Raw genomic sequence first — 26873 nt, 5'->3', positions numbered from 1 at the left:
GCGCTGTCATGGAGTTGCGGGAAAGGCCCTGGCACGCGCCCTGTAGGAGCGGCCTTGTGTCGCGATAGGGCCGCAAAGCGGCCCCACGGTTTCGGCAACAATGCCTCGGAGACCTGGGGGCTGCTCTGCAGCCCATCGCGACACAAGGCCGCTCCTACAGGGACAGCGCCAGCCTGAAGCCGGTGATGGCTATGGGCTGCAGAGCAGCCCATTGGCGCATCAGCTGTCCTTGTTGTGGACGATGATGGTCGGGTCAGCACCGCTGATCAACGAGTTGATCGTGGTGTTGGACCAGTTCACCCCTTCCAGCTTGATGGTCACGTCGGCATTGGCGATACCACCGGCGGCATTGAGCTTGCCTTCGCTGCTGACCTGCAGCGTCGTCGTGCCTTCCACCGTGGTGAGCTTCAGGTAGTTGTCGATGGTGCTGCCCTTCTCGCCCTGGAGCAGGTCCTTGAGGTCGATGCGGTCGCCTTCGGCCACCTTGAAATCCTTGATCACGTCTTTGCCGGTATCGCCAGCCTTCCATACGAAGGTGTCGGCACCGCTGCCACCAGTCATGGTGTCATCGCCCTTGCCGCCAAGCAGGATGTCATTGCCTTCACCACCGAGCAGGGTGTCCTTGCCCAGGCCACCGATCAGGATGTCATTGCCCTTGCCACCGTCGAGGGTGTCGTCGCCGCCCTGGCCGAACAGGAGGTCATTGCCCGCGCCACCGTTGAGAATGTCATTGCCATCGTTGCTGCGCGAGACATCGAATTCGCTGATGTGCTCGACGATGTACTTGTGCAGCACGCGACCGTCGACATCACCCAGGGCCACACCCAGCTGGCCTGCGACATATCCCTGTATGGCTTCGACACCGTTGCCGGCGACCGAACCGAAGCTCACCAGGTCACCGAAGATGATGTCGTTGCCATCACCACCGTTGACGGTGTCATTGCCTGGCACGGTGGCTTCGGTGTGGCCCAGGATCGCTTCCGCCAGTTTGCTCGGGTCGATATTGGTCTGCGGCTTGCTATCGGTGTCGTAAGGCTTCAGGTCGTTGACGTTGACCGCGCTGTTGAGGCCAATGGCCTCCACGCCAGACAGCTTGGACAACAACAGGAAGCTCTGCTGGGAATTGAGGTCCGCATAGTAGTCGGTCCAGCGGTCGGAAGTGGCGTAGGAAAACTCATAAGTACCATCTCCCTGAGCATGCAACTGTCCGCTTGCATAACTGTCGGTCTTCCAGTTGTTGCCGCTTCCGGTTTTGTACTCGGCGGTCATGTTGCCAGCGGCGTCGATGCTGAATCGGTTGTTGTTCCCCACGAGCTTGTTAGTGACCACATCACCCAATTTGTAGTTGATCGACTTCAGCACTGCATCCAGTGTGTAGCTTGAGTTCATGAGCGTGGGGTCATACTCGCCGGTCTGGTACACGTTCGGCTGGCCGTCGGTGATGAAGAACGTCTGGCGGCTGCCGGTGTTGCCCGCGTCCATCAATTGCTTGAACCAGTTAGCGGTGGTCTTGAAGGCATCCTCGTAGTTGGTCGAGCCGTTGGAATAGAGCGTATTGAGCGCAGTGTAGAGCGTGCTCAACGCGTTCTTGTCGCCCAGGTTGACCGAAACCGTGCTGTTCACCTGGGTGGAGAAGTCCACCAGCAGGATGTTCACTGTACCGGACTGCGCGCCCTTGACGCTGTTGGCCAAGGTATCGAACACCGACTTCAGCGAGTTGCGCGCGGCATCGACCGCGCTGCCCATGCTGCCTGAGGTATCGACGATGAACGCAATGTTGTAGTCCTGACCCGGCGTCACATGCAGGCCACTGATGTCGGCAACGATGATGTCGCTGGTGGCGGTGCCGGTGAAACTGTCGCTGTCGGTGGTCAGGTTGTTGGCGGTGTAGGTGTCCGGATAGACAGTTACCTTGATCGTGCCTTCGGTGGAGGCTTTGCTGCCGCCCACGCTTTCGGTAGCGGTCGAGGTGACCTTCACATCGAAACTGCCCTGGTAGTACGCCGGCGGCTTGATGCTCAGGCCGTTGAGGCTCCAGCCGGTGACGTCAACCGAAGTGGCGCCGACGGTTACGGTATGACCGGCGCCATCGCTGAGCACCGAACCTGCCGGAATGCCGTCCAGCTTGACGCTCAGGCTCTCGGAGCCGTCGGTGTCGGTCAGGTTGGTGGAAATGCCAACCAGCTTGACGGTGCCGTTCTCCGGCCCTTCGTTGAGCTTGTAGCCGTCGTAGTAACCCTGGCCGTCACTGCCATGGAAATCGGACACGGAAAGCCCGGCGTTACCCATCGCCGCAACGTTCGGGTACATCGGGATGGCCGAGCTGCTCAGGTCGGTCACTGGGCCGTTACCGACCTTGACGTTGATATCCAAGCTGCCCGGGCCGGACTGGTTGGCGTGGTAGATCTCCAGGGTGTAGTAGCCGCTGACAGGCGGCGAGAAGCTGCCGGAGATCGTACCGCCCGCCCCCCAGGTGGCGCCGACCACGCTGGTTTTGCCGATGTAGACCTGCAGGCTGTCATCGGCGGTGCCGCTGAAGGTGTAGGTCTGGCCGGCTTCCAGGTAGATCAGGCCGGAGGTCTTGGAGCCAGTGCCGGCGGCAACGCTGCCACCCGAATCGGCGCTGGTAACCTGCTCGGTCTTGCTGGCACTGCCAGAGTTGGCGAACACGTTCTTCAGCGCAGTACCGCTGATGCCGTTGCCGTTGGTGCCCAGGCCCGTGAGGCTGTTCCAGGTTTCCTTGGTCAGGCCAAGCGAATCGGGGGTGTTGCTGCCGATGTTCAGGCCAGGCTTGTCGGCTACAGGTGCAATATCGACCTTCAGCGTGGCCTCGCCACCAGCAGCGGTACCGTCGGTAGGCTTGTACTTGATCTGGGCATAGTCGGCCTGCTTGTTGCCGACGCCCGTTCCGCCATATCCGTCGATACCCGACTCGTTGGGTTTCGGCACGAACCGCAGGTTGCCGGCAGCGATGTCGGCCTGGCTGACGGTCTGGTTCTGGGCGACGTTGCCCCAGGCGGTGCCGTTGAAGAGCTGCAGGGAACCCGCTGGCAGCTGGGTGAAGGTCACACCCAGGCTCGACAGGGCGCTGTCGACGTCGGAAATGTTGAAGTCGTTCCAGGTCAGCACCAGCGGCGTGTCTTCGACGCCAGTGACAGCGCCGCCAGTGGCGACCGGTGCGTCGTTGACGGCGATCACATTCACCGTGGTCGTGGCGGTGTTCGAGGTATTAACGCCGTCGGTCACCGTCACGGTAATGATACGAGGCGTGGTGCTCGGGTTCTCGCTGCTGTTGATGAAGGTGATGTTCTTGATCGCCTGGATATAGTCGGCCAGCGATGCGGTGCCGCTCAGGGTCAGGACTACCTTGCCGTCGGTGCTGTTGGCGTTGATCGTGATGCCGTTGACACTGTTGCCCAGGTTCAGCGCGTCACCCGGCTGGCGGTTGGTCAGGGTGACCGTCGCGCCAGTCAGCTTCGAGCTGTCGAAGTCGGTGATGGTGACGTCCACATCGCCGATCGACACACCACTGCCTGGCTGGTTCTCGGTGAAGGTGGTCTGGTAGTCGGCACCGGTCTTGCCGCTGGAGTCGTTGCCATCCAGGTCCAGAACCGGGGCTGGCTCGAAGATCTGGGTGGTCACGCTGCCGGCGCTGGAGCTGATGTCGAGCTTCTCGAAGTTGCCGCCAGTGGCCGAATCGATCTTGACGGTGAAATGCTCGGTGCCCTCGGTGAAGTTGTCCTTGAGGGTCGGGATGGTGAACGTTGCCTGCGTGCTGTTGGCCTTGATCACCACGGTGGCCACGCCGGTGTAGTCCGTGCCATCGGCCGCGGTGCCGGTGTAGGTCAGTTTGACGGTGACGTCGCTCTCGGCCTTGTTGGTCAGGTTCAGGACGTACGTGGCATCGCCACCTTCGGCGACCGCGGAGGTGCCGCTGATGCTGAGGGTGGTGGTCTGGATGGTATCCGTTACCGCAGTGACCGCCGCCGTATCGCTGACATTCAGTTTCTCGAAGTTGCCACCGCTGGTTTCGGTGATCTTCGCCGAAACGTTGCCTGCATCGATATAGACGTCATCGGTAGGCGCCGGAACGGTAACGCTACCGGAGAGCTTGCCCGCTTCGATGCTGATGACGGCACCGTTGCTGAGCTTGATGGTCATGTCGGTGCCGGCCTTGTTGGTCAAGGTGGCGGTGTAGGTGATCTGGCCACCTTCCTGGACGGTAGGAGTGGCAGTCAGGGTCAGACCGGTGTTATCGAGGGTATCGGTGACTTTGGTCACAGCTGCAGAGTTGCTGATGTTCAGCTTCTCGAAGTCGCCACCGGTGGTGCCGGTGACAGTCACGCTCAGGTTTTCGGCATCGAGGTACACGTCGTCGCTTGGCGCATTGATGGTGATCGACGCTTCCTTCGAGCCGGCTGCGATGGTGATGGTTTCACCGTTGCTCAGCTTGATCACCAAGTCGGTACCGGCCTTGTTGGTCAAGGTAGCGGTGTAGGTGATCTTGCCACCTTCGGCCACGGTGTCCGTTGCGGTCAGGGTGAGCGTGGTGATGTCCGGAGTGGCCGGATTGTCAGTGACAGTGGTCACCGGCTCGCCAACGGCCACGGTCTTCTCGTAGTTGCCACCCGAGATATTGGTGATCTTGTTGGTCAGGTCCAGGTTGGTGTTGTGGACGTTGTTCGGTGCAGTGAACGGTACCGAAGCCGACGAATCGCCCACCGGGATGGTGATGGTCTGGCCGTTGGCCAACTTCACTACCAGATCGGAACCGGTGACTTTGTGGTTGACCGACGCGGTGTAAGTCACCACGCCGCCCTCGACCACACTTTGCGTGGCGGTCAGGGTCACGGTGGTGGTGTCGATGGTGTCGGTGACCTTGGTCACAGCTGCGGTGCTGCTGACGTCCAGCTTCTCGAAATCACCACCGGTGGTACCGGTGACGGTCACGCTCAGGTTTTCGGCATCGAGGTACACGTCATCGCTTGGGGCATTGATGGTGATCGACGCTTCTTTCGAACCGGCGGCGATGGTGATCGTCTCACCGTTGCTCAGCTTGATCACCAAGTCGGTACCGGCCTTGTTGGTCAAGGTAGCTGTATAGGTGATCTTGCCACCTTCGGCCACGGTGTCCGTTGCGGTCAGGGTGAGCGTGGTTATGTCCGGAGTGGCCGGATTGTCAGTGACAGTGGTCACCGGCTCGCCTACGGCCACGGTCTTCTCGTAATTGCCGCCCGAGATATTGGTGATCTTGTTGGTCAGGTCCAGGTTGGTGTTGTGCACGTTGTTCGGTGCAGTGAACGGTACCGAAGCCGACGACTCGCCCACCGGGATGGTGATGGTCTGGCCGTTGGCCAACTTCACCACCAGGTCCGAACCGGTGACCTTGTGGTTAACCGACGCGGTGTAGGTCACCACGCCGCCTTCAGCGACGGTCGAAGTCGCGGTCAGGGTGACGGTAGTGGAGTCGATGGTGTCGGTGACCTTGGTCACGGCTGCAGTGCTGCTGATGTTCAGCTTCTCGAAGTCGCCACCGGTGGTGCCGGTGACAGTCACGCTCAGGTCTTCGGCATCGACGTAGACGTCGTCGCTTGGGGCGTCGATAGTGATCGAGGCTTCTTTCGAGCCGGCGGCGATGGTGATCGTCTCACCGTTGCTCAGCTTGATCACTAGGTCGGTGCCAGCCTTGTTGGTCAGGCTGGCGGTATAGGTGATCGCCCCGCCTTCAGCCACGGTATCCGTCGCGGTCAGGGTGAGCGTGGTGACGTCCGGAGTCGCCGGGTTGTCGGTGACGGTGGTCACCGGTTCACCAACGGCCACGGTCTTCTCGTAATTGCCGCCCGAGATGTCGGTGATCTTGTTGGTCAAGTCCAGGTTGGTGTTGTGGACGTTGTTCGGCGCGGTGAACGGCACCGATGCCGACGACTCGCCCACTGGAATGGTGATGGTCTGGCCGTTGGCCAGTTTCACCACCAAATCGGAACCGGTGACCTTGTGGTTGACCGATGCGGTGTAGGTCACCACGCCGCCCTCGACCACGCTTTGCGTGGCGGTCAGGGTCACGGTGGTGGTGTCGATGGTGTCGGTCACCTTGGTCACAGCCGCAGTACTGCTGACGTCCAGCTTCTCGAAGTCACCACCGGTGGTGCCGGTAACGGTCACGCTCAGGTCTTCGGCATCGACATACACATCGTCGCTTGGGGCATCGATGGTGATCGAGGCTTCCTTCGAGCCGGCCGCGATGGTGATGGTTTCACCGTTGCTCAGTTTGATCACCAGGTCAGTGCCGGCCTTGTTGGTCAGGGTAGCGGTATAGGTGATCGCCCCGCCTTCAGCCACGGTATCCGTCGCGGTCAGGGTGAGCGTAGTGATGTCCGGAGTGGCCGGGTTGTCGGTGACCGTGGTCACTGGCTCGCCAACCGCCACGGTCTTCTCGTAATTGCCGCCCGAGATGTCGGTGATCTTGTTGGTCAGGTCCAGATTGGTGTTGTGGACGTTGTTCGGTGCGGTGAACGGTACCGATGCCGACGACTCGCCCACCGGGATGGTAATGGTCTGGCCGTTGGCCAACTTCACTACCAGATCGGAACCGGTGACCTTGTGGTTGACCGACGCGGTGTAGGTCACCACGCCGCCTTCAGCGACGGTCGAAGTCGCGGTCAGGGTGACCGTAGTGGTGTCGATGGTGTCGGTGACCTTGGTCACGGCCGCAGTGCTGCTGACGTCGAGCTTCTCGAAGTCGCCACCGGTGGTGCCGGTGACAGTCACGCTCAGGTTTTCGGCATCGACGTACACGTCATCGCTTGGGGCATCGATGGTGATCGACGCTTCCTTCGAGCCGGCTGCGATGGTGATGGTTTCACCGTTGCTCAGCTTGATCACCAGGTCGGTACCGGCCTTGTTGGTCAAGGTAGCGGTGTAGGTGATCTTGCCACCTTCGGCCACGGTGTCCGTTGCGGTCAGGGTGAGCGTGGTGACATCCGGAGTCGCCGGGTTGTCGGTGACGGTGGTCACCGGTTCACCAACGGCCACGGTCTTCTCGTAATTGCCGCCCGAGATATTGGTGATCTTGTTGGTCAGGTCCAGGTTGGTGTTGTGGACGTTGTTCGGTGCGGTGAATGGCACAGAAGCAGACGACTCGCCTACCGGGATGGTGATGGTCTGGCCGTTGGCCAGTTTCACTACCAGATCGGAACCGGTGACTTTGTGGTTCACCGAAGCGGTGTAAGTCACCACGCCGCCTTCAGCGACAGTCGAAGTCGCCGTCAGGGTGACGGTAGTGGTGTCGATGGTGTCGGTGACCTTGGTCACAGCCGCGGTGCTGCTGACGTCAAGTTTCTCGAAGTCGCCACCAGTGGTGCCGGTGATGGTCACGCTCAGGTCTTCGGCATCGACATACACATCGTCGCTCGGCGCATCGATGGTGATCGAGGCTTCTTTCGAGCCAGCCGCGATGGTGATGCTCTCACCGTTGCTCAGCTTGATCACCAGGTCGGTGCCAGCCTTGTTGGTCAGGGTGGCGGTGTAGGTGATCTTGCCGCCTTCAGCGACAGTGCTGGTGGCGCTGAGGCTCAGGTTCGTTACATCTGGTGTGGCCGGGTTGTCAGTGACATTGGTCACTGGCTCGCCAACCGCCACGGTCTTCTCGTAGTTGCCGCCCGAGATATCGGTGATCTTGTTGGTCAGGTCCAGGTTGGTGTTGTGGACGTTGTTCGGTGCGGTGAATGGTACCGAAGCCGACGACTCACCCACCGGAATGGTGATGGTCTGGCCGTTGGCCAGTTTCACTACCAGATCGGAACCGGTGACTTTGTGGTTGACCGACGCGGTGTAAGTCACCACGCCGCCTTCAGCGACGGTCGAAGTCGCGGTCAGGGTGACGGTAGTGGTGTCGATGGTGTCGGTGACCTTGGTCACAGCCGCGGTGCTGCTGACATCAAGTTTCTCGAAGTCGCCACCGGTGGTGCCGGTGACGGTTACGCTCAGGTCTTCGGCATCGACGTAGACGTCGTCGCTTGGGGCATCGACGGTGATCGACGCTTCCTTCGAGCCCGCGGCGATGGTGATGGTCTCGCCGTTGCTCAGCTTGATCACGAGGTCAGTGCCCGCCTTGTTGGTCAAGGTGGCGGTGTAGGTGATCTTGCCGCCTTCGGCCACAGTATCCGTCGCGGTCAGGATGAGCGTGGTGACATCCGGAGTCGCCGGATTGTCGGTGACGGTGGTCACCGGCTCACCTACGGCCACGGTCTTCTCGTAGTTGCCGCCCGAGATATCGGTGATCTTGTTGGTCAGGTCCAGGTTGGTGTTGTGGACGTTGTTCGGCACGGTGAACGGTACCGAAGCAGACGACTCGCCCACCGGGATGGTGATGGTCTGGCCGTTGGCCAACTTCACCACCAGGTCCGAACCGGTGACTTTGTGGTTCACCGAAGCGGTGTAAGTCACCACGCCGCCCTCGACCACACTTTGCGTGGCGGTCAGGGTCACCGTGGTGGTGTCGATGGTATCGGTCACCTTGGTCACGGCCGCAGTACTGCTGACGTCCAGTTTCTCGAAGTCACCACCGGTGGTGCCGGTAACGGTCACGCTCAGGCTTTCGGCATCGAGGTACACGTCATCGCTTGGGGCATTGATGGTGATCGAGGCTTCCTTCGAGCCCGCGGCAATGGTGATGCTCTCGCCGTTGCTCAGCTTGATCACCAGGTCAGTACCGGCCTTGTTGGTCAGGGTGGCCGTGTAGGTGATCTTGCCGCCTTCGGCCACGGTATCCGTCGCGGTCAGGGTGAGCGTGGTGACATCCGGGGTCGCCGGGTTGTCGGTGACGGTGGTCACCGGTTCACCAACGGCCACGGTCTTCTCGTAATTGCCGCCCGAGATGTCGGTGATCTTGTTGGTCAGGTCCAGGTTGGTGTTATGGACGTTGTTCGGCGCGGTGAACGGTACCGAAGCCGACGACTCGCCCACCGGAATGGTGATGGTCTGGCCGTTGGCCAACTTCACCACCAGATCGGAACCGGTGACCTTGTGGTTGACCGACGCGGTGTAAGTCACCACGCCGCCCTCGACCACGCTTTGCGTGGCGGTCAGGGTGACGGTAGTGGTGTCGATGGTGTCGGTGACCTTGGTCACGGCCGCAGTACTGCTGACGTCGAGTTTCTCGAAGTCGCCACCGGTGGTGCCGGTGACGGTTACGCTCAAGTCTTCGGCATCGACGTAGACGTCGTCGCTTGGTGCATCGATAGTGATCGAGGCTTCTTTCGAGCCAGCGGCGATGGTGATGGTTTCACCGTTGCTCAGCTTGATCACCAGGTCGGTGCCCGCCTTGTTGGTCAAGGTGGCGGTGTAGGTGATCTTGCCGCCTTCGGCCACTGTCGGCGTAGCAGACAGGGTCAGGAAGGTGGTGTCCTCAGAGTCTGGTCCGTCTGTGACGGTGGTGCTGATCTCTGTCTTGTCCAGGGTAAGCTTTTCAAACTTCCACGCGTCGGCACCGCTGACCGAGTCGATCGCATTGACGACAGGCTGAGCGCCTACATAGATGTCATTCGGCGCGGTCACAGTGATCGAGCCGGTGGTGCTGTTGGCCGGCACTACAACAACGGTCTTGCCGTCGCTGAGGGTGAAGTACAGCGTCGAGTGGCTATTGATCGGCAGGCCGTCTTTGCTGGTCAGTGTGACGGTGTAGGTAATCTCGCCACCTTCGGTGACGGACTCGGAGGCCGTCAGCTTGGCCACCACTTCGTTGATGGTGTCGGTTACTTTCACCGACGCATCGCCGCCCAATTGCAGGTTTTCGAAGCTGCTGCCTGCGGTATCGGCCGCCGACTTGAGGCCCACGCTGATTTCGCCAGCATCCTGATAAACATCTTCACCCTGCTCGGCGTGGGTGTACTGCACGCTGGTTTCGCCCGCCTTGATAGTGACCTGGGCATTGTTGCTCAGGGTCACGACCAGGTCGTGCGCCAGAACGGTGTTGATCTTCACGGTGAAGGTCGGGTTCTGGTTCTCGAAGACCGAATCCTGATTGGCCTCGATGGTGACCTTGACGATATCGCCGCCAGGGCCTGGGGTTCCGGGCTCGTCAGTCACCGTGGTACTGACTTCGGTCTTGTCCAAGGTCAGCTTTTCGAACTTCCACGCGTCTGCACCGCTGACCGAGTCGATCGCGTTGACCACTGGCGCATTGGCGCCCACGTATACGTTGTCCGGCGCGGTCACGGTGATCGAACCGGTGGTGCTGTTGGCCGGTACCACAACAACGGTCTTGCCATCACTGAGGGTGAAGTACAGCGTCGAGTGGCTGTTGAGCGGCAAGCCGTCTTTGCTGGTCAGCGTGACGGTGTAGGTGATCTCGCCACCTTCGGTGACGGACTCGGTGGCCGTCAGCTTGGCCACCACTTCGCTGATGGTATCGGTCACCTCGACCGAAGCGGGACCGCCCAGCTGCAGGTTCTCGAAGACTCGCCCGTCGACATCTGCCGCCGACTCGACGCCCAGACTGATCTGGCCGGCGTCGTTATAGACATCATCGCCCTGCGCGTCGTGAGTATACGGCGCGCTGGTATCGCCAGCCTTGATGGTGACCTGGGCATTGTTGCTCAGGGTCACGACCAGGTCGTGTTCCAACGGGGCATTGATGCGTACGGTGAAGGTCGGCTTGAGGTTCTCAGCCACCGAGGGCTGGTCGGCGGTGATGGTGACCTGTACCAGATCGCCCTGGTTACCAGTACCCGGAATGCCGGAGCCTGGCTCGTCGGTTACGGAGGTGGTGACGGTATCACCGCTGAGCGTCAGCTTCTCGAAGCTGTCCGCACCCGATACGGATTCCAGCTTGTTCGCGATAGCCGCCTGACCACCGACATAAACGTCATCGGCGACCGTGATGGTCGCGGTACCCGACGCGTTGTTGGCCGGGATGGTGACTTTCGTCCCATCACTCAGAGTGAAGGTCAATACGCCGTGTTGAGTAACCGGCAGGCCCTGTGTGTTGGTCAGGGTGACGGTGTAGGTCACCTGGCCACCCTCGGTTACGGAGGCCTTGTCGACGGTCAGAGTAGCGACGACTTCACTGATGGTGTCCGAGATTTCAACGGTCGCCGGCCCACCAAGGTCCAGCTTCTCGAAAGTGGCACCCGATACGGTAGCGTCCGTGACGCTGAGGGTGACAGAGCCAGCGTCCTTGATTACGTCATCACCCTGGGCCGAGGTCTTGTACTCGACTTCGGTCTTGCCAGCTTCGATGGTCACGGTGTCGCCGTTGGACAAAGTGACAGTCAGAGGACGGTCCAGTGCCTGGCTTACTTTCACGGTGAAGGAAGGCTGCTGGTCTTCGGTCACATTGCCATTGCTGACGATGCTTACGGTGACAGTATCGATACTGTCACCGATCACAGTCGAGGCTGGTGTCGGATTCGGGGTCAGTTGCTCGAAGTTGCCGCCCGTGGCGCCCTCGATGGTGACGCTGACGGTCGAGCCGTTGTTGTAGACGTCGTTAGCCGGAGTCTGGAAATCGACGCTGCCCTGGGTTTTACCGGCTTCGACGGTAATGGTCTGGCCGTTGGACAGGGTTACGGTCACCGGGGTTTGAGCCGGATTGCTCAGGGTCACGGTGTAGGTGATGACGCCGCCTTCGGTCACCGACGGGTTCGCCGTCAGGGTCGCGGTGGTGGTGTCGACCGAGTCGTTGATGGTGGTCTGAGCCGGGGTCGGGTTCGGCACCAACTGCTCGAAGTTACCGCCGGTCGCACCGGTAATCGTGGTGCTGACGGTCGAGCCGTTGTTATAGACGTCGTTGGCCGGGGTCTGGAAGTCAACGCTGCCCTGGGTCTTGCCAGCTTCGATGGTAATGGTCTGGCCGTTGGACAGGGTCACGGTCACCGGGGTCTGCGCTGGGTTGCTCAGGGTCACGGTGTAGGTGATGACGCCACCTTCAGTCACGCTTGGCGAAGCGGTCAGGGTCGCGGTGGTAGTGTCGATGGTATCGGTAACCTGGGTAACCGCCGGCGTTTGCGGCACGGTCACCGTCAGCCCACCGCCCCCGGTGGTGCTCGTTACGGTCGCCGAAATCTGGTCCCCGTCGATATACGGGGTATCGTTTGCCGGAACCACGACGTTGACGCTGCCCGAGGTCTGCCCGGCCGGAATGACGATTACGGCCCCGTTGGAAAGGGTGACCACCAGGTTGGTGCTCGGTGCCTGGCCAACCGTAGCGGTATAAACGATTACGCCACCCGCTTCGCTGATGGACGGGGTAGCGACTAGAACCAGGTCGGTAGCAACGCTGGTATCCGTCGTCGGCGTAGTTACCTGGTTGTTGCTGGTGGTATCCAGCACGCCAACCTCTTCGCCATCGAGCACGGCAGCAAAGCCCAGCCCGTCAGTCGGGAAGCCGACGGTAGGGTCGACCCGGCCCGCGGTTTCTTCGAGCATGACAAAGCTGTGGCCACCGCCCAGTGCGCCACCACCGCCCGCCGACGATGGGCCAGCCGCAGTCGCTTCAAGCTCGGTAGTCGGGTCGACACCGGCAGCGATCGCCTGTTGCAGCTCCTCCACCGACGGCGCGGCCTGTGCGGTCGCCTGGCTCAGGTCGGTGCTGCTGTCTGGCGCATCGGCGCTCCACTGGCTATCACGACCCAGGTCGAGCAGACGGCCATCGGCCAGCTCCAAAGTAACTGCACCACCCGGGCCGGTGAGCACTTCTTCACCGGCCAGCAGGCGGTCCCCTTCAATCAGAACACGCCGAATGCCCTCTGGGGATACCGCAATAACCTGGCCGACAATACTTTTGACGATGGCTACAACGCTGCTCATTGGACTCTCCGTGTGACCCGATGGGTACTTCCCTGCCAGAGCGGCACTCGCAGACCACTTCAGGCGGAACTATGTCGATGATCTCTTGACGCTTACTGGCGTCAATATCCCGTCTATAACTTTTTGGAATTGACCAAATGCCAAACTATTGACCTTATACATTGCCATCCTAAACAATCAGCAATGTAATGTCACATTGATATTCGAATCTTAACCATGCGTTTCTTGAGGATAAGTGTCGTACATCATCCAAAGCGTCTTCAGTGAGGACTTTCAGCTGCTTTCCTCGTGCCTAGGTAACCGCAAAGAATGCGACAGGACAACCGCTCATCGGTAGCTGTCAAAGATTCATGCGTCAATAACCAAGTCACTTTTCGCTCGCTCGGATCATTGCTTGGTTACAAGCACAAACCTTGCCTGAAGGCAGCCAGATAGTGATCGGGAAGCCAGGCAAAAACACGGCCATACGATAGCTCACGGCGCCAGCAGCCCGCCCTGCTGCACAATCCGGCACCCGATTTGCCGTAGATCAAAGAGATAGCGAACCACTGCGCAAATACTGCCAGCCCGAAAATGAGAAAACGTAGTCGATTGTCGAGCCAAAGCCTGTCAGCGACCTGCTTTCCAATAATAAATTTTGCCTAATTAGTTACTGAATGACGTCAACAAATAAGCGCCTGTTTATTGACAAGCTACAAGTCGATACCGACAACTCTTCTGCCGCCAGACGGATGGCAGGCTATGCTGCAAATTAATTCGGGCTGGATGCTGACTGGATCAAAAATGAAACATCCACCGCTCAGCATCGTCTGCCAGGAATGAAGACCGTAGAATTGTTTACTCAATACCGATTCAAGGCGACCATTGGCCGGTTGCCCAAGCGCCAGGGTGCCGTAGCCTCATGACCACTGCCTGGCAGCGCCATTGAACGCCAGGGTGAGCCAGCCTGAACGGCGGCACACCCACCCCACCCACCACAAGGATGAAGAGCCGCGTGGAATCCGAAGTCAGTCGAGTCCAACTCAGCCACGATCCACGCAGTCAGCATGACGATCCCCTGCTGGATAGTCTGTTGAGCCTGTGTGTTCTGCACCAGAAACCCGCGAGCCGGGTCATGCTGACCACCGGCCTGCCGCTGCCGGCCCAGCGCCTGAGCCCCGAGCTGCTGCCCCGCGCTGCTGCCAGGGCCGGCCTGCAGGGGCGACTGCTGCAGCGTAAGCTGGAGCAGATCCCGAGCATCGCAATGCCAGCCATGTTGCTGCTCAAGGAAGGCCGCAGCGCCGTGCTGCTGGGCTGGGAAAACGAAGACACCGCGCGCCTGCTGCTCAGCGAGAGCGATGGCGGCGAGGTGCATGTCAGCCGCGAAGCCCTGCAAAGCGATTACAGTGGCCGGGTATTCTTCGCCCAGCCGCAGCACAAGTTCGACGTCAACCACGGCAACCTCATCCCGCGGGCGAAGTCGTGGTTCCGCGATACCTTGCTGCGCAGCAAGTGGCTATATATCGACGCCATCGCCGCCAGCCTGGTGATCAACCTGATCGCCCTGGCCGCGCCACTGTTCGTGATGAACGTATATGACCGGGTGGTGCCCAACCAGGCCACCTCGACCCTCTGGGTGTTGGCCATCGGCATCGCCGGTGCCTACATCTTCGACCTGATCCTCAAGGGCCTGCGCGGCTTGTGCCTGGACCTGGCTGGCAAGAAGACCGACCTGATCATTTCGGCAACGCTGTTCGAACGTATCGTCGGCATGTCGATGAAGTACCGCCCGGCCAGGGTCGGCAGCTTTGCCCAGAACATTCACGAATTCCAGGGCCTGCGTGACTTCCTCGCCTCGCTGACCCTGACCAGCCTGATCGACCTGCCGTTCACCGTTCTGATCCTGATCGTCATCGCCATCATTGGCGGGCACCTGGTGTGGATCCCGATCATCGCCTTCCCGCTGGCCTTGGGCATCGGTTACGCCCTGCAACGGCCACTGATGGCGACCATGGAACGGACCATGGCCCTGGCCTCGGAGCGCCAGTCCAGCCTGATCGAGACCCTTGCCGGCCTGGATGCGGTAAAGGTCAACAACGCCGAAAGCGAACGCCAGTACATGTGGGAGCAGACCCTGGGTACCCTCAGCCGCCTGGAACTGCGGGTGAAGGTGCTGTCGAGCCTGGCGATGAACATCACCCTGCTGATCCAGCAACTGGCAGGCGTGGCGATGATCTGCGTCGGCGTGTACCTGATCATCGACGGCAACCTGAGCATGGGCGGCCTGGTGGCCTGCTACATGCTCAGCGGCCGTGCCCTCGGCCCGCTGGGCCAGCTCAACGGCCTGCTCGCCCGCTACCAGCAAGCCAAGGTGACCATGGTCTCCACCGACCACATGATGGAACTGCCGCAAGAACGCAACTTCGAAGAACGCCCGCTGAGCCGCAAGGTGCTGCAGGGCAGCGTCGAGTTCCGGGGGGTCGATTTCACCTACCCGAACCAACAGAATCAGGCCTTGAAGAACATCAACCTCACCATCCGCCCCGGCGAGAAGGTGGGCATTATCGGCCGTAGTGGCTCGGGCAAGAGCTCGCTGGCCAAGCTCATCGTCGGGCTGTACGAGGCCGATAGCGGCTCGCTGCTGGTCGATGGCGTGGACATTCGCCAGATCGACGTCAGCGAACTGCGCCACAACATCGGCTACGTGCCCCAGGACATCCAGCTGCTGGCCGGTACTCTGCGCGATAACCTGGTCAGCGGGGCTCGCTACATCGAGGATGAGTTGATTCTGCAAGCTGCCGAACTGGCAGGTGTGCATGAGTTCGCCCGGTTGCACCCGGACGGCTACGAGTTGCAGGTGGGTGAACGCGGGCAGAACCTGTCCGGTGGCCAGCGGCAGAACGTCGCCCTGGGCCGCGCGCTGTTGCTCAACCCGCAGATCCTGCTGCTGGACGAACCGACCAGCGCCATGGACAACACCGGCGAAGAACGCCTCAAGCAGCGCCTGCAGGCGGTGGTGGAAGGCAAGACGATGCTGCTGGTCACACACCGTGCCTCGCTGTTGTCGCTGGTGGACCGGCTGATCGTGATCGATCGCGGGCAGATTGTCGCCGACGGCCCGAAAGCCGCGGTCATGGATGCACTGAAGAAGGGGCAGATCAGTGTTGCATAAGCTGGATGTGGGGCAATTCAAGGACGGCCTGCGGCGCTATTTCAAGGGTTCCGATTCACTGGGCGGCCAGCCGCTGCCAGAGGTCAACAAGGCCCTGATCGAGGATGCGCCGCGGGTCGTGCGGCTGACCATCTGGGGCGTGATCCTGTTCTTCGTGTTCCTGATCGTGTGGGCCAGCGTAGCGCCCATCGACGAAGTTACGCGGGGTGAAGGCAAGGCCATTCCGTCGTCCAAGGTGCAGAAGATCCAGAACCTGGAGGGCGGCATCGTCGCCGAGATCTTCGCCAAGGAAGGGCAGATCGTCGAAGTGGGCCAGCCATTGCTGCGCCTGGATGAAACCCGCTTCGCCTCCAACGTGGGTGAAACCGAGGCCGACCGCCTGGCCATGGCCTTGCGCGTCGAGCGCCTGAGTGCCGAGGTCGAGGACAGCCCGCTGAAGATCGACGAAGCGCTGCGCAAGGCCGCGCCAAGCCAGGCGGCCAGTGAAGAGTCGTTGTACCAGAGCCGGCGCCAGCAACTGCAGGACGAGATTGGTGGCCTGCAACAGCAGCTGGTACAGCGCCAGCAGGAACTGCGCGAATACAGTTCGAAACGTGCCCAGTACGCCAACAGCCTGCAATTGTTGCGCAAGGAGATCAGCATGTCCGAGCCCCTGGTGGCCACCGGTGCGATCTCCCAGGTTGAGGTGCTGCGCCTGCGCCGCGCCGAAGTGGAGAACCGCGGTCAGCTGGACTCCACGGCGCTGGCCATCCCGCGTGCCGAGGCGGCCATTCGCGAGGTGCAAAGCAAGATCGAAGAGACCCGTGGCAAATTCCGCAGCGAAGCGCTGACCCAATTGAACGAAGCGCGCACCGAGCTGAACAAGGCCACGGCGACCAGCAAGGCGCTGGATGATCGCGTGCACCGCACCATGGTTACTTCACCGGTACGCGGTATCGTCAAGCAACTGCTGGTGAATACCATCGGCGGGGTAATCCAGCCGGGCAGCGACATCATAGAAATCGTGCCGCTGGACGACTCACTGGTCATCGAGGCGAAGATCCTGCCCAAGGACATCGCTTTCCTGCACCCTGGGCAGGAGGCGACGGTCAAGTTCACGGCCTATGACTACACCATCTACGGTGGGCTGAAGGCCAAGCTGGAGCAGATCGGTGCCGACACCATCACCGATGAAGACAAGAAGACCACCTACTACCTCATCAAGCTGCGCACCGACCGCAGTCACCTGGGCACTGACGAGAAGCCGCTGCTGATCATTCCGGGGATGGTGGCGACGGTCGATATCATGACCGGCAAGAAGACCATCATGAGCTACCTGCTCAAGCCGATCATGAAGGCGCGTTCGGAAGCGTTGCGCGAGCGTTAAAAAGCACACTCATCGCCGCGACCCACACTGTGGGAGCGGCCTTGTGTCGCGAAAGGGCTGCACAGCAGCCCCAGCGATTTATGCATCTTTGCTGAAATCCTGGGGCCGCTCTGCAGCCCTTTCGCGACACAAGGCCGCTCCTACAAGGGACCGCATGCCCTCAGCGCCAGGGGGCAGGCTCACCAACCAACTGCCCCTGAATCCCGCCTACACCCATCTCCCGCAACACCAACCGCTCACCTTCCGTCTCGACCCGCTCGGCAATCAGCGGCAGGTCGATGCTGTGCGCGGCGCGCTGGACCGCTTCTATGAACAGCCGCTTGTGCTGCTCTTGATCAATGTTGCGGATGTAGCTGCCATCGATCTTCAGGTACGCCAGGCCCAGGTGCGCCAGGTTGCCAATCATGCTGAAACGCCCACCAAAGCGTTGCAGCGCCAGGCCGAAGCCAAGCGCGTGCAGGCGCCGGGTGAGTTGCTCCAGGGCCGCCTGCTCAGGTAACTGCTCCTCGCCAATTTCGAAAACCAGCCGCGGGCCGAGCGCCGTGTTCTGGCCCAGAAGCTCGAAAACACGCTGAAGGGCCTTGGGGTCGGCCAGGGTGGCGGCAGACAGGTTCAGTGCCAACACCTGGTCATGCCCTCGAAGGTGCGCCAGCACCTTCTCCAACACCAGCACATCAAGCCGCGGCATCCAGCCGAAGCGCTCCAGCCAGGGCAAGAAACGGCCGGCCGGCAGCGCCTCGCCCTGGCCATCCTGCAAACGCGAAATCACTTTGTGGTGCAGTACCCGTTGCGCAGAAGCGCAATCCACCACTGGCTGGAAGAACAGTTCGAAATGCCCATTGTCGAACGCCTGGTCCAGCCGCTCGTGCCAGACATGCTGGCTATCCGCGGCAACTGCAGCCACGCCTTGTTCAAGGCATACCCAACCCGGTGTTGGCTGGTTCTCGGCGCGGGCCAGGGCCTCGTCGGCAAGCTTCAGCAATGCCTGCGGTGAATCACCGGGGCTGAACGGCGCCAGGCCGATACAAGCCACCGGGTCGATATCACTGGCGCCCGTTTCGTGCAGGCTGTGCAGCGTCGCTTCCAGGGCCTGGGCAAGCTGTACCGCCTCTTCATGCACCATACCCGGCGCCAGCACGGCGAACTCGCCCCCACGGCTGCGGGAAATCAGGTCGTTGGTTTCCGGGTAGCTGGCACAGGTGCGACGCAACTGCTCACCCACGGCCTGTAGCAACTGGTCGGTACGCTGGCCGCCAAGACGGGCGTTCAACGCCGCCAGCCCCTGGACCCGCAGCAACAGCAGGTAGCCGGCGCGCGCTTCTTCCAGATTGCTCACCCGCGTGTTCAGCTGCATCTCGAAATAACGGCGGTTGGACAGCCCGGTCAGGCTGTCCTGATAGGACTCGGCACGCAGCCGCTCACTGCGCTCGGCTTGCTCGGTAAACAGTGCCTTGAGCTTCTCGACCATCTGGTTCATCGCCTGTACCACCCGGCGCAGCTCCGGCGTGCGCGGCAACTCGGGCAGGCTGAGGAATTCGCGGCGGGCAATGGCGTGGGACTGCTCGACCATGTAGTCCAGCGGCCGCAACTGGCGACGCAAGAGCAAGGCGCCGAGTACCGCACTGGCCGCGCCACACAGCAGCAGCCAACCCAGGCTGCCCAGGGCGCTCTGCCAGAGTTTGGCAATGGCGAACATCGGGTGGCTGATTACTTCAACGCGTGCGGCCTGCTGCCAGCCGCGGCTGACGATGGCATCGCCACCGGCGGCTTCCAAGCCGATCAGGTGCACGAACCAGCGCGGCACACCGCCGGGGTCCGGCTCGGCGTGGCGCTCCACCAGCACAGCATTGGAACCCAGGTCGACAACCTTGATGCTTGCGTAGTAACCACTGTCGAAGATCGAACTGACCATCAGCTCGACCATCGCCGGGTCATCGATATTCGGCGTCAGCGACAGCGCCAACGCGGTCGCCGCATCCTGGGCGTGCGAGCGCAACTGGTTGACGTACTGGCTGCGCGAGCTTTCCAGGCTGACCATGAAACTGCCACTGAAGGCGACCACCAGGAACAGGCAAATGGCCAACAGCAATTGTTTGAACAGTGACATCTGTGCTCCTTCAGTAGACCGGCTCGGCCGGGAACCCTTCGGCCTGCATTTTCTTCAGCAAATCCTGCCAGCGTGACAACCGCTTGGTATCGCCGACCTTCTTGTTGCCCGCGGCACCCGTCAGCCACAAGCCCTCACCATTGAAGGCGTACACCGGCAGCAGGTCGGTACGCTGGCTGGCCGGCTTGATGGCATCCATCAGGCTGTCGAGCACCAATGGTTGTGCCTGTGGGCTTGAATAATAGGTCAGGACCATGTGCGCCCGGTTCTGTCGCAGCGCCTTGACGTAGGTGATGCGCAGCTTTTCGCTGGGGATGCCCATGCGCCGCAGACTGAAATACTTGGCGATGGCGTAGTCCTCGCAGTCCCCTGCGCCCTTGATCAGCGCCTGCACCGGCGTGGCCCAATAATCGACCTCATGCCACAGGTCGATATCCTCGACATAGCGCAATTGCTGGTTGAAGAAGCGGTTGACCACCTGCAATCGCTCAAGCTCCGTACCCTGCTTCTGCGTGGCCATCAGGTTCTGCCAGGCATCGATCCGGCCCTGTCCGGCACCCAAGGGGCCATAAAGGGCCTGCGACTTGCGGCTGATCTGGGAAAAGTCCCAATCCGCGTGCAAGCCGCCCAGCAGCAGGCTGCCAAGCAGCGCAGCAAGGCCGACACGTTGCACAACGGTTTTGAGCATCCAGGATATCGCCACTGCGAAGCCCTGTTCAGGCCAGTCGAAAGCAGCGATGGTGCGGCTTGCCACGGCAAAAGACAATGGCACCCTGCAATCATGCACCCGCCGGTCACCCGACCTACACTTTCTGGTTATAACCTTCCATAGGCCGCTTCCTTTGCCCGGCGACTTCATCCACCATAGCCGCGCTTTTGGGGCGCCGGTTCCATTACCGGTAAAGGTTTGACACCCCAAAGAGCTGTTACTAGTGTCATTGGATCCAACTTTAGTCATCGTTGAGGCAGACGTCGCGTGGCCGAGAAAATCAAATTGAGCAATGTGCTGGCCAGCGAGCAGCTGTTGCCGCACCAGGCCCGTGGCGTGATCGAAGAACGCCTGCGCAGTGCCATTCTTGATGGCCGCTTGCCTCCAGGTACTGCCGTAAGACAACAAGAGCTCGCCACCTTGTTCGGTGTCAGCCGCATGCCCGTGCGCGAGGCCCTGCGCCAGCTCGAAGCGCAATCGCTGCTGAAAGTGGAGATGCACAAGGGTGCGGTGGTTGCGCCGCTGATCGGCGAGGACGCGGTGGACACCTATGCCCTGCGCGTGCTGCTCGAGACCGAGGCGCTGCGCCAGTCCATTCCGCTGCTCGATGCCAGCGACATCGCCAGCGCCCGCGGGTACATCCAGCAACTGGAAAATGAAACCCGTCACGCTGAAATCGGCCGCCTCAATCGCCTGTTCCACATGTCGTTGTACAACAAGGCGCCGAACAAGAAGCTTCTGCGCCTGATCGAGGACGAACTGAATGAGGAAGAGCGCTTCCTGCGGTTTCATCTTTCGTCCATGGGCCTGGGCAAGCTCACCCAGGACGATCACAACGCACTGGCGGATGCGGCTGGCGACAAGCTGGTGGACGAAGCGGTAGCGGTGCTGGAACGGCACCTGAATAACGCATCGCGGGTAATCCGCAAGTATCTGGATACGCAACTGGGGCGCTAGCGGGTAGTGACTGCACGCATGGTGCAGTCGGCTGGGTTGCAAAATGATCGGACCCCGCCAACAATGAGACTAATTATCATTCATGTCCATTGATGGCAGCGCCCTCACCCATGCCCAGCAACGATTCCGTGCAAACGCTCTACAGTGACCACCACGGCTGGTTGCATGCCTGGCTACGCAGCAAGCTGGGCAACGCCGCCGATGCCGCAGACCTGGCCCAGGACACCTTCGTGCGCCTGTTGCAGCGTCGCGAAAACCTGCAACTGAACACGCCACGGGCCTTCCTGCGGACGGTCGCGCGCGGGCTGGTGATCGACCACTGGCGGCGCGAGGAACTGCACAGGGCCTATCTCGAGGCATTGGCACAGTTGCCGGAAGCACAGGCCCCCTCGGCCGAAACCCGTGAGCTGCTGCTGGAATTGCTGGAGCGCATCGCGCGCATGCTCGAAGGCCTCAAGCCCAAAGTACGCCGCGCATTCCTGCTGGCCCAATGCGAGGGGCTGAAGCACCAGGCCATCGCCGACCAGATGGGCATCTCGGTACGTACCGTGGAGCGCTACATCGCCGACGCGCTCTACCATTGCTACCTGCTGCGCTACACCGACGAGTGCTGACATGATGACCGCCGCACAGCCTGGCGCAACAGCGGTCAAACAGGCCATCCAGTGGATGCTGAGGCTGCGGGAGAGCGGGCATGACCCTGCCTTGCAGCAACAGTGCAGGCAATGGCGCGCTGCCCACCACGAACACGAACAGGCCTGGCAACGGGTGATTCACCTGCATCAGGACCTCGACCTGCGTGCCGTCCCTGGCGCCGGGCTGGCTTTGCAGACCCTGGAGACCAGCCAGCGCCGGCTGCACCGTCGGCAGGCGTTGAAGCTGCTTGGTGGCGTTGCCATGGTGGGGACGGCGGCATGGCTGGGAAAAGACCTCGATGCGGTCAACGCCTGGACATCGGACTACGCCACCGGCACGGGCGAACGACGCAGCTTTGCACTTCCCGATGGCTCGCTTATGCAACTCAATACCCACAGTGCCGTCGACCTGGCCTTCAATGACCAGCAGCGCCTGGTCCGCCTGAAGCAGGGGGAACTGATGATTGCCTGCAGCCCGCAGCGTCCCTTGCTTGTACAAACTCGTGACGCGCTACTGGAAGGGTTCGAAGGGCGCTTTGTGGCGCGCCAGGACAGCGACTGCACGCAGGTCAGTGTCAGCCATGGCAGGGTGGCGATACACCGGCCTGGCATTGGCCCGCTGCAATGGATCGAAAGCGGCCAGAACTGGCGCCTGGATGCACAGGGTACACACCGGCTCGAGCAGGTGGACATGGATGCGATGGCCTGGACCGAGGGCCTGATCGTCACCCGGGACATACGCCTGTTCGACTTCCTCTCGCAGGTCAGCCGTTATCGCCATGGCTATCTGGGCTGCAGCGACGATATTGCCGATTTGCGCTTGTCGGGTGTATTCCGCCTCGAAGACCCGGAGCAACTGCTGCAACTGCTACCACGGACGCTGCCCGTGCGGCTTCGTCAACGTACACGCTGGTGGGTTCGCGTGGAGGGGCTGGCCTGAACTGATGGGGCTATTGCGTTCAGGGCTGCTATGCAGCCCATCGCCGGCGAGCCAGCACCCACAGGGATCGCACAAGGCCTGAGGGCTATGCAATACCTGTGGGTGCTGGCTTGCCGGCGATGGGGCGCGTAGCGGCCCCAATAACTTTTTTGACGGGTTTTGAATGCCGGTCCGGCTAGGACAGTAAGCGACACCTCCTGCCCTCATACTTCAACGGACCCCTCATGCCTACCGCCCCCGTGCACACGCGCACCTTCAACGCGAATGATTTTCGACCTATCTTGCACTCAGCGCCTTTGCGCAAAGCAGTCCGGGCTGCCCTGTTTGGCACCGCCTTGGGCCTTACAGCCGTCACGCAACTTTCCATGGCAGCTGAAACGGCCCAGATGAGCCACCACTATGCGATCCCAGCCGGCCAGTTGGATGACGTGCTCAACCAGTTCGCCCGCGAGGCTGGCATTACCTTGTCGAGCACACCCCAGCTCACCCAAGGCTTGCAGTCGAACGGCCTGCAGGGGCAATACCCAACCGATCAGGCACTGCACCAGTTGCTCAATGGCAGCGGCCTGGAAGCCGTCAGCCAGGACGGCCGGAGCTACGTGCTGCAGGCACAACCCCAAGGCGCTGCATTGTCATTGCCAGACACCGATATCCGTAGCTTCACCCTCGGCAATGCACTGGGCAGCACGGAGGGTTACAACGCTACCCATAGCCAAGTGGCGACCAAGACCAGCATGCCACTGGTCGAGACATCACAATCGGTCTCGGTGGTTACCCGACAGCAGATGGACGACCAAGGCTCACAAACCGTTGCCCAAGCCATGCGCTACACACCTGGGGTACTGACCAACCCCTACGGGGCGACCCATCGTTATGACTATGGGGCCATGCGTGGCTTCAACGACGGCTCGGTGGACAACATCTACGTCGACGGGCTCAAGTCGATGGGAGACAACGGCACCTACAGCACCATGCAGGTGGACCCATACTTCCTGGAGCGCATCGATATTCTCAAGGGACCGTCTTCGGTACTGTATGGCCGTAGCTCGCCAGGAGGCCTGGTGGCGCTGACCACCAAGAAGCCGCTGTTTACCCCCTACCATCAAGTCCAGGCCACCATCGGTACCCAAGGCCAGCGTGGCATGGGTTTCGACTTCAGCGGCCCCGTGGATGACGACAAACGTATCGCTTATCGCCTGACAGGCCTGGCGGATGCTTCCGACACGCAGTTCGACCACAACAAGGAAGAACGCTACGCCATCGCGCCGGCCGTCAGCATCGACTTCAGCGAAGACACTTCGCTGACCCTGCAGGCCTACCTGCAACACGACCCCAACGGCGGCTATCACGGCGGTAACCCAGCAGATGGCATGCTGCACAAACGCAACGGCTTGCGCCTGTCGGACCACTTCTTCGAAGGCGAGCCGGGTATCGACAACTACGAGCGTACGCAACAGTCCTTCAGCTACCAGTTCGAGCATCGCTTCAACGATGTGTTCACGGCACGCCAGAACTTCCGCTATCAGGATTCCGACGTGTCGATGGACCAGGTGTATTCCGCCGGTTGGGCGGATGCCGACAGCAATATCCTCAACCGCGCCTATACCGGCGGCGACGAACGCCTGCATTCGTACATCATCGACAACATGCTGCAGGCGGAATTCTTCACCGGGGCCGCCAAACACACCTTGCTGCTGGGCGCCGACTACCAGCGACGCAAGGCTGACGTGGCCTGGCGTTATGGCACAGTCGATCCGTTGGATGCAGGCAACCCGCAGTACGGCAACGGCAACCTTCAGGTGCTGGGCGAGAACCGCTACCAGCGGCGCTTGCAGCAAACGGGCGTTTACCTGCAGGACCTGGTGGAGCTGAACCAATGGCGCTTCTCGTTGGGGCTGCGCCAGGACTGGGTGAAGGTGTCCGAGGAGAATCGCGACAGCAACACCAAGGTCAGTGACCAGCGCTCCAGGTTCACTACCCGCGCAGGTGTGCTCTACCTGTTCGAGAACGGTATTGCGCCCTATGTCAGCTACTCGGAGTCGTTCAACCCCAATACCGTATCCGACCAGCAAGGCCGCCCTCTGGCACCGACCGAGGGCACTCAATGGGAGGCTGGCATCAAGTATCAGCCGCCGGGTAGCGACAACCTGTTCACCGCATCGGTTTTCCGCATCGAGCAGGAGAACCTGGCCTCGAAGCAGCCTGACGAGGACTTCTATCGCCCTGTAGGGCAAGTGCGCTCACAAGGGCTGGAGCTGGAGGCCCATGTGCAACTGACCGACAGCTTGAAGCTGCTGGGCGGCTATACCTTTACCGATATCGAGTACGCAAAGTCGATGCCCAGCCTGGTGTCTGGCAACCTGGATAACAAGGGCAATTCGCCAACCCAGGCACCGAAACAGATGTTCTCGCTTTGGGCTGACTACAACTTCCACCAGGGGGCCCTGGATGGCCTGCGCTTGGGCGGTGGGGTGCGGTATGTGGGGTACAGCTGGGTGGATGCGGAAAACAGCATGAAGGTGCCCTCCTATACCCTGTTCGACGCCTCGATCGGCTATGACCTTGGCAAGATCGGCCTCCGGGGGATGGATGTACGCCTGAACGCCAATAACCTCACCAATGAAAGCTACATCACCTCGTGTGCAAGCCTGAACTACTGCTACATGGGTGAAGAGCGCAATATCAGTGCCACGGTCAGCTATCAGTTCTGACTCTAGGGTGGTCGCTGCGCGTCCGATCGCGACACAAGGCCGCTCCTACACGGGAAGCGCGCTCGCCTGAAAGTGCGCCCCCCGGAAAAGACAAAGCCCCTGTCTGCATCGCAGACAGGGGCTTTGGATTTGAATCTTGACGATGACCTACTCTCACATGGGGAAACCCCACACTACCATCGGCGATGCATCGTTTCACTGCTGAGTTCGGGATGGGATCAGGTGGTTCCAATGCTCTATGGTCGTCAAGAAATTCTGTGTGCTGGCCCGTCCCTCGGACGTACCTGCGAATCTCTGTAGTTCCTACTTAAAGACAAAACCCCTACCTGCATGCGCAGATAGGGGTTTTGCGAAATGAATCTTGACGATGACCTACTCTCACATGGGGAAACCCCACACTACCATCGGCGATGCATCGTTTCACTGCTGAGTTCGGGATGGGATCAGGTGGTTCCAATGCTCTATGGTCGTCAAGAAATTCTGTTGCCAGAATGTCCAGATGGACAGCCCAGCGAATTCGGATATGTGAATTTGTGGTCTTACGAACTTTCGGTTATTTCGTCTTCACCACCACAATTTGGCTTCTTACGCGCAAATTGCTTGGGTGTTATATGGTCAAGCCTCACGGGCAATTAGTATTGGTTAGCTCAACGCCTCACAGCGCTTACACACCCAACCTATCAACGTCGTAGTCTTCGACGGCCCTTCAGGGGATTCAAGATCCCAGTGAGATCTCATCTTGAGGCAAGTTTCCCGCTTAGATGCTTTCAGCGGTTATCTCTTCCGAACATAGCTACCCGGCAATGCCACTGGCGTGACAACCGGAACACCAGAGGTTCGTCCACTCCGGTCCTCTCGTACTAGGAGCAGCCCCTCTCAAATCTCAAACGTCCACGGCAGATAGGGACCGAACTGTCTCACGACGTTCTAAACCCAGCTCGCGTACCACTTTAAATGGCGAACAGCCATACCCTTGGGACCGGCTTCAGCCCCAGGATGTGATGAGCCGACATCGAGGTGCCAAACACCGCCGTCGATATGAACTCTTGGGCGGTATCAGCCTGTTATCCCCGGAGTACCTTTTATCCGTTGAGCGATGGCCCTTCCATACAGAACCACCGGATCACTAAGACCTACTTTCGTACCTGCTCGACGTGTTTGTCTCGCAGTCAAGCGCGCTTTTGCCTTTATACTCTACGACCGATTTCCGACCGGTCTGAGCGCACCTTCGTACTCCTCCGTTACTCTTTGGGAGGAGACCGCCCCAGTCAAACTACCCACCATACACTGTCCTCGATCCGGATAACGGACCTGAGTTAGAACCTCAAAGTTGCCAGGGTGGTATTTCAAGGATGGCTCCATGAGAACTGGCGTCCCCACTTCAAAGCCTCCCACCTATCCTACACAAGCAAATTCAAAGTCCAGTGCAAAGCTATAGTAAAGGTTCACGGGGTCTTTCCGTCTAGCCGCGGATACACTGCATCTTCACA

The 26873-nt window shown here is 60.6% G+C and carries 9 protein-coding genes and 3 rRNA genes (1 of these 12 cut by a window edge); 6 read left to right on the top strand and 6 right to left on the bottom strand.

From position 1 onward, the window contains the following. Window positions 1-219: 219 nt before the first annotated feature. Window positions 220-12807, bottom strand: coding sequence for a retention module-containing protein (locus ABX298_RS11350; RefSeq protein ID WP_367394394.1), 12588 nt, complete (start codon window positions 12805-12807; stop codon window positions 220-222). Between the two features lie 994 nt (window positions 12808-13801). Here ABX298_RS11350 and ABX298_RS11345 point away from each other — a divergent pair. Further along, window positions 13802-15958 carry a type I secretion system permease/ATPase gene (locus ABX298_RS11345; RefSeq protein ID WP_025337258.1) on the top strand — a complete coding sequence of 719 codons (2157 nt, stop codon included), beginning with the start codon at window positions 13802-13804 and terminating at the stop codon, window positions 15956-15958. Further along, a complete protein-coding gene (locus ABX298_RS11340; protein ID WP_038407794.1) occupies window positions 15948-17324 on the top strand; it encodes an HlyD family type I secretion periplasmic adaptor subunit in 1377 nt (458 codons plus the stop codon). Before ABX298_RS11345 ends, ABX298_RS11340 begins: the two co-directional genes overlap by 11 nt. Before the next feature lie 160 nt (window positions 17325-17484). Here ABX298_RS11340 and lapD read toward each other — a convergent pair whose 3' ends face one another. Continuing rightward, the gene (gene lapD, locus ABX298_RS11335; protein WP_367394393.1) at window positions 17485-19431 is read right to left on the bottom strand and encodes a cyclic di-GMP receptor LapD; all 1947 of its coding nucleotides are present in this window, start codon (window positions 19429-19431) and stop codon (window positions 17485-17487) included. A 10-nt stretch (window positions 19432-19441) separates the two neighbouring features. Beyond that, the gene (gene lapG, locus ABX298_RS11330) at window positions 19442-20203 is read right to left on the bottom strand and encodes a cysteine protease LapG (RefSeq protein ID WP_204249928.1); all 762 of its coding nucleotides are present in this window, start codon (window positions 20201-20203) and stop codon (window positions 19442-19444) included. 204 nt (window positions 20204-20407) lie between these two features. Between lapG and ABX298_RS11325 the strand changes: the two genes are divergently transcribed. From ABX298_RS11325 to ABX298_RS11310, 4 genes are all read left to right on the top strand, one after another. After that, on the top strand, window positions 20408-21097 hold the full coding sequence (locus ABX298_RS11325) for a GntR family transcriptional regulator (protein ID WP_025337254.1): 690 nt from the start codon (window positions 20408-20410) through the stop codon (window positions 21095-21097). A gap of 110 nt (window positions 21098-21207) precedes the next feature. Continuing rightward, window positions 21208-21711 carry a sigma-70 family RNA polymerase sigma factor gene (locus tag ABX298_RS11320; RefSeq protein ID WP_084785104.1) on the top strand — a complete coding sequence of 168 codons (504 nt, stop codon included), beginning with the start codon at window positions 21208-21210 and terminating at the stop codon, window positions 21709-21711. A 4-nt stretch (window positions 21712-21715) separates the two neighbouring features. Continuing rightward, on the top strand, window positions 21716-22672 hold the full coding sequence (locus ABX298_RS11315) for a FecR family protein (protein ID WP_317410543.1): 957 nt from the start codon (window positions 21716-21718) through the stop codon (window positions 22670-22672). Window positions 22673-22968: 296 nt separating this feature from the next. Next, on the top strand, window positions 22969-25383 hold the full coding sequence (locus ABX298_RS11310; protein ID WP_367394392.1) for a TonB-dependent siderophore receptor: 2415 nt from the start codon (window positions 22969-22971) through the stop codon (window positions 25381-25383). 134 nt (window positions 25384-25517) lie between these two features. On the opposite strand, the gene rrf (ABX298_RS11305) is transcribed toward ABX298_RS11310, so the two are convergent. The 3 genes from rrf (ABX298_RS11305) to ABX298_RS11295 all read right to left on the bottom strand — a co-directional run. Further along, a 5S ribosomal RNA gene (gene rrf, locus ABX298_RS11305) occupies window positions 25518-25633 on the bottom strand. A gap of 109 nt (window positions 25634-25742) precedes the next feature. Further along, window positions 25743-25858 (bottom strand): 5S ribosomal RNA (gene rrf / locus ABX298_RS11300). A gap of 136 nt (window positions 25859-25994) precedes the next feature. Then, window positions 25995-26873: ribosomal RNA gene (locus ABX298_RS11295) — 23S ribosomal RNA — on the bottom strand (it continues 2012 nt past the right edge of the window).

It is taken from the genome of Pseudomonas sp. X4, assembly GCF_040784925.1.
In the GTDB taxonomy this organism is placed as follows: domain Bacteria; phylum Pseudomonadota; class Gammaproteobacteria; order Pseudomonadales; family Pseudomonadaceae; genus Aquipseudomonas; species Aquipseudomonas putida_Z.
The sequence above is the reverse complement of the archived record's forward strand: the minus strand, read 5'-3'. Positions and strand labels throughout refer to the sequence as shown.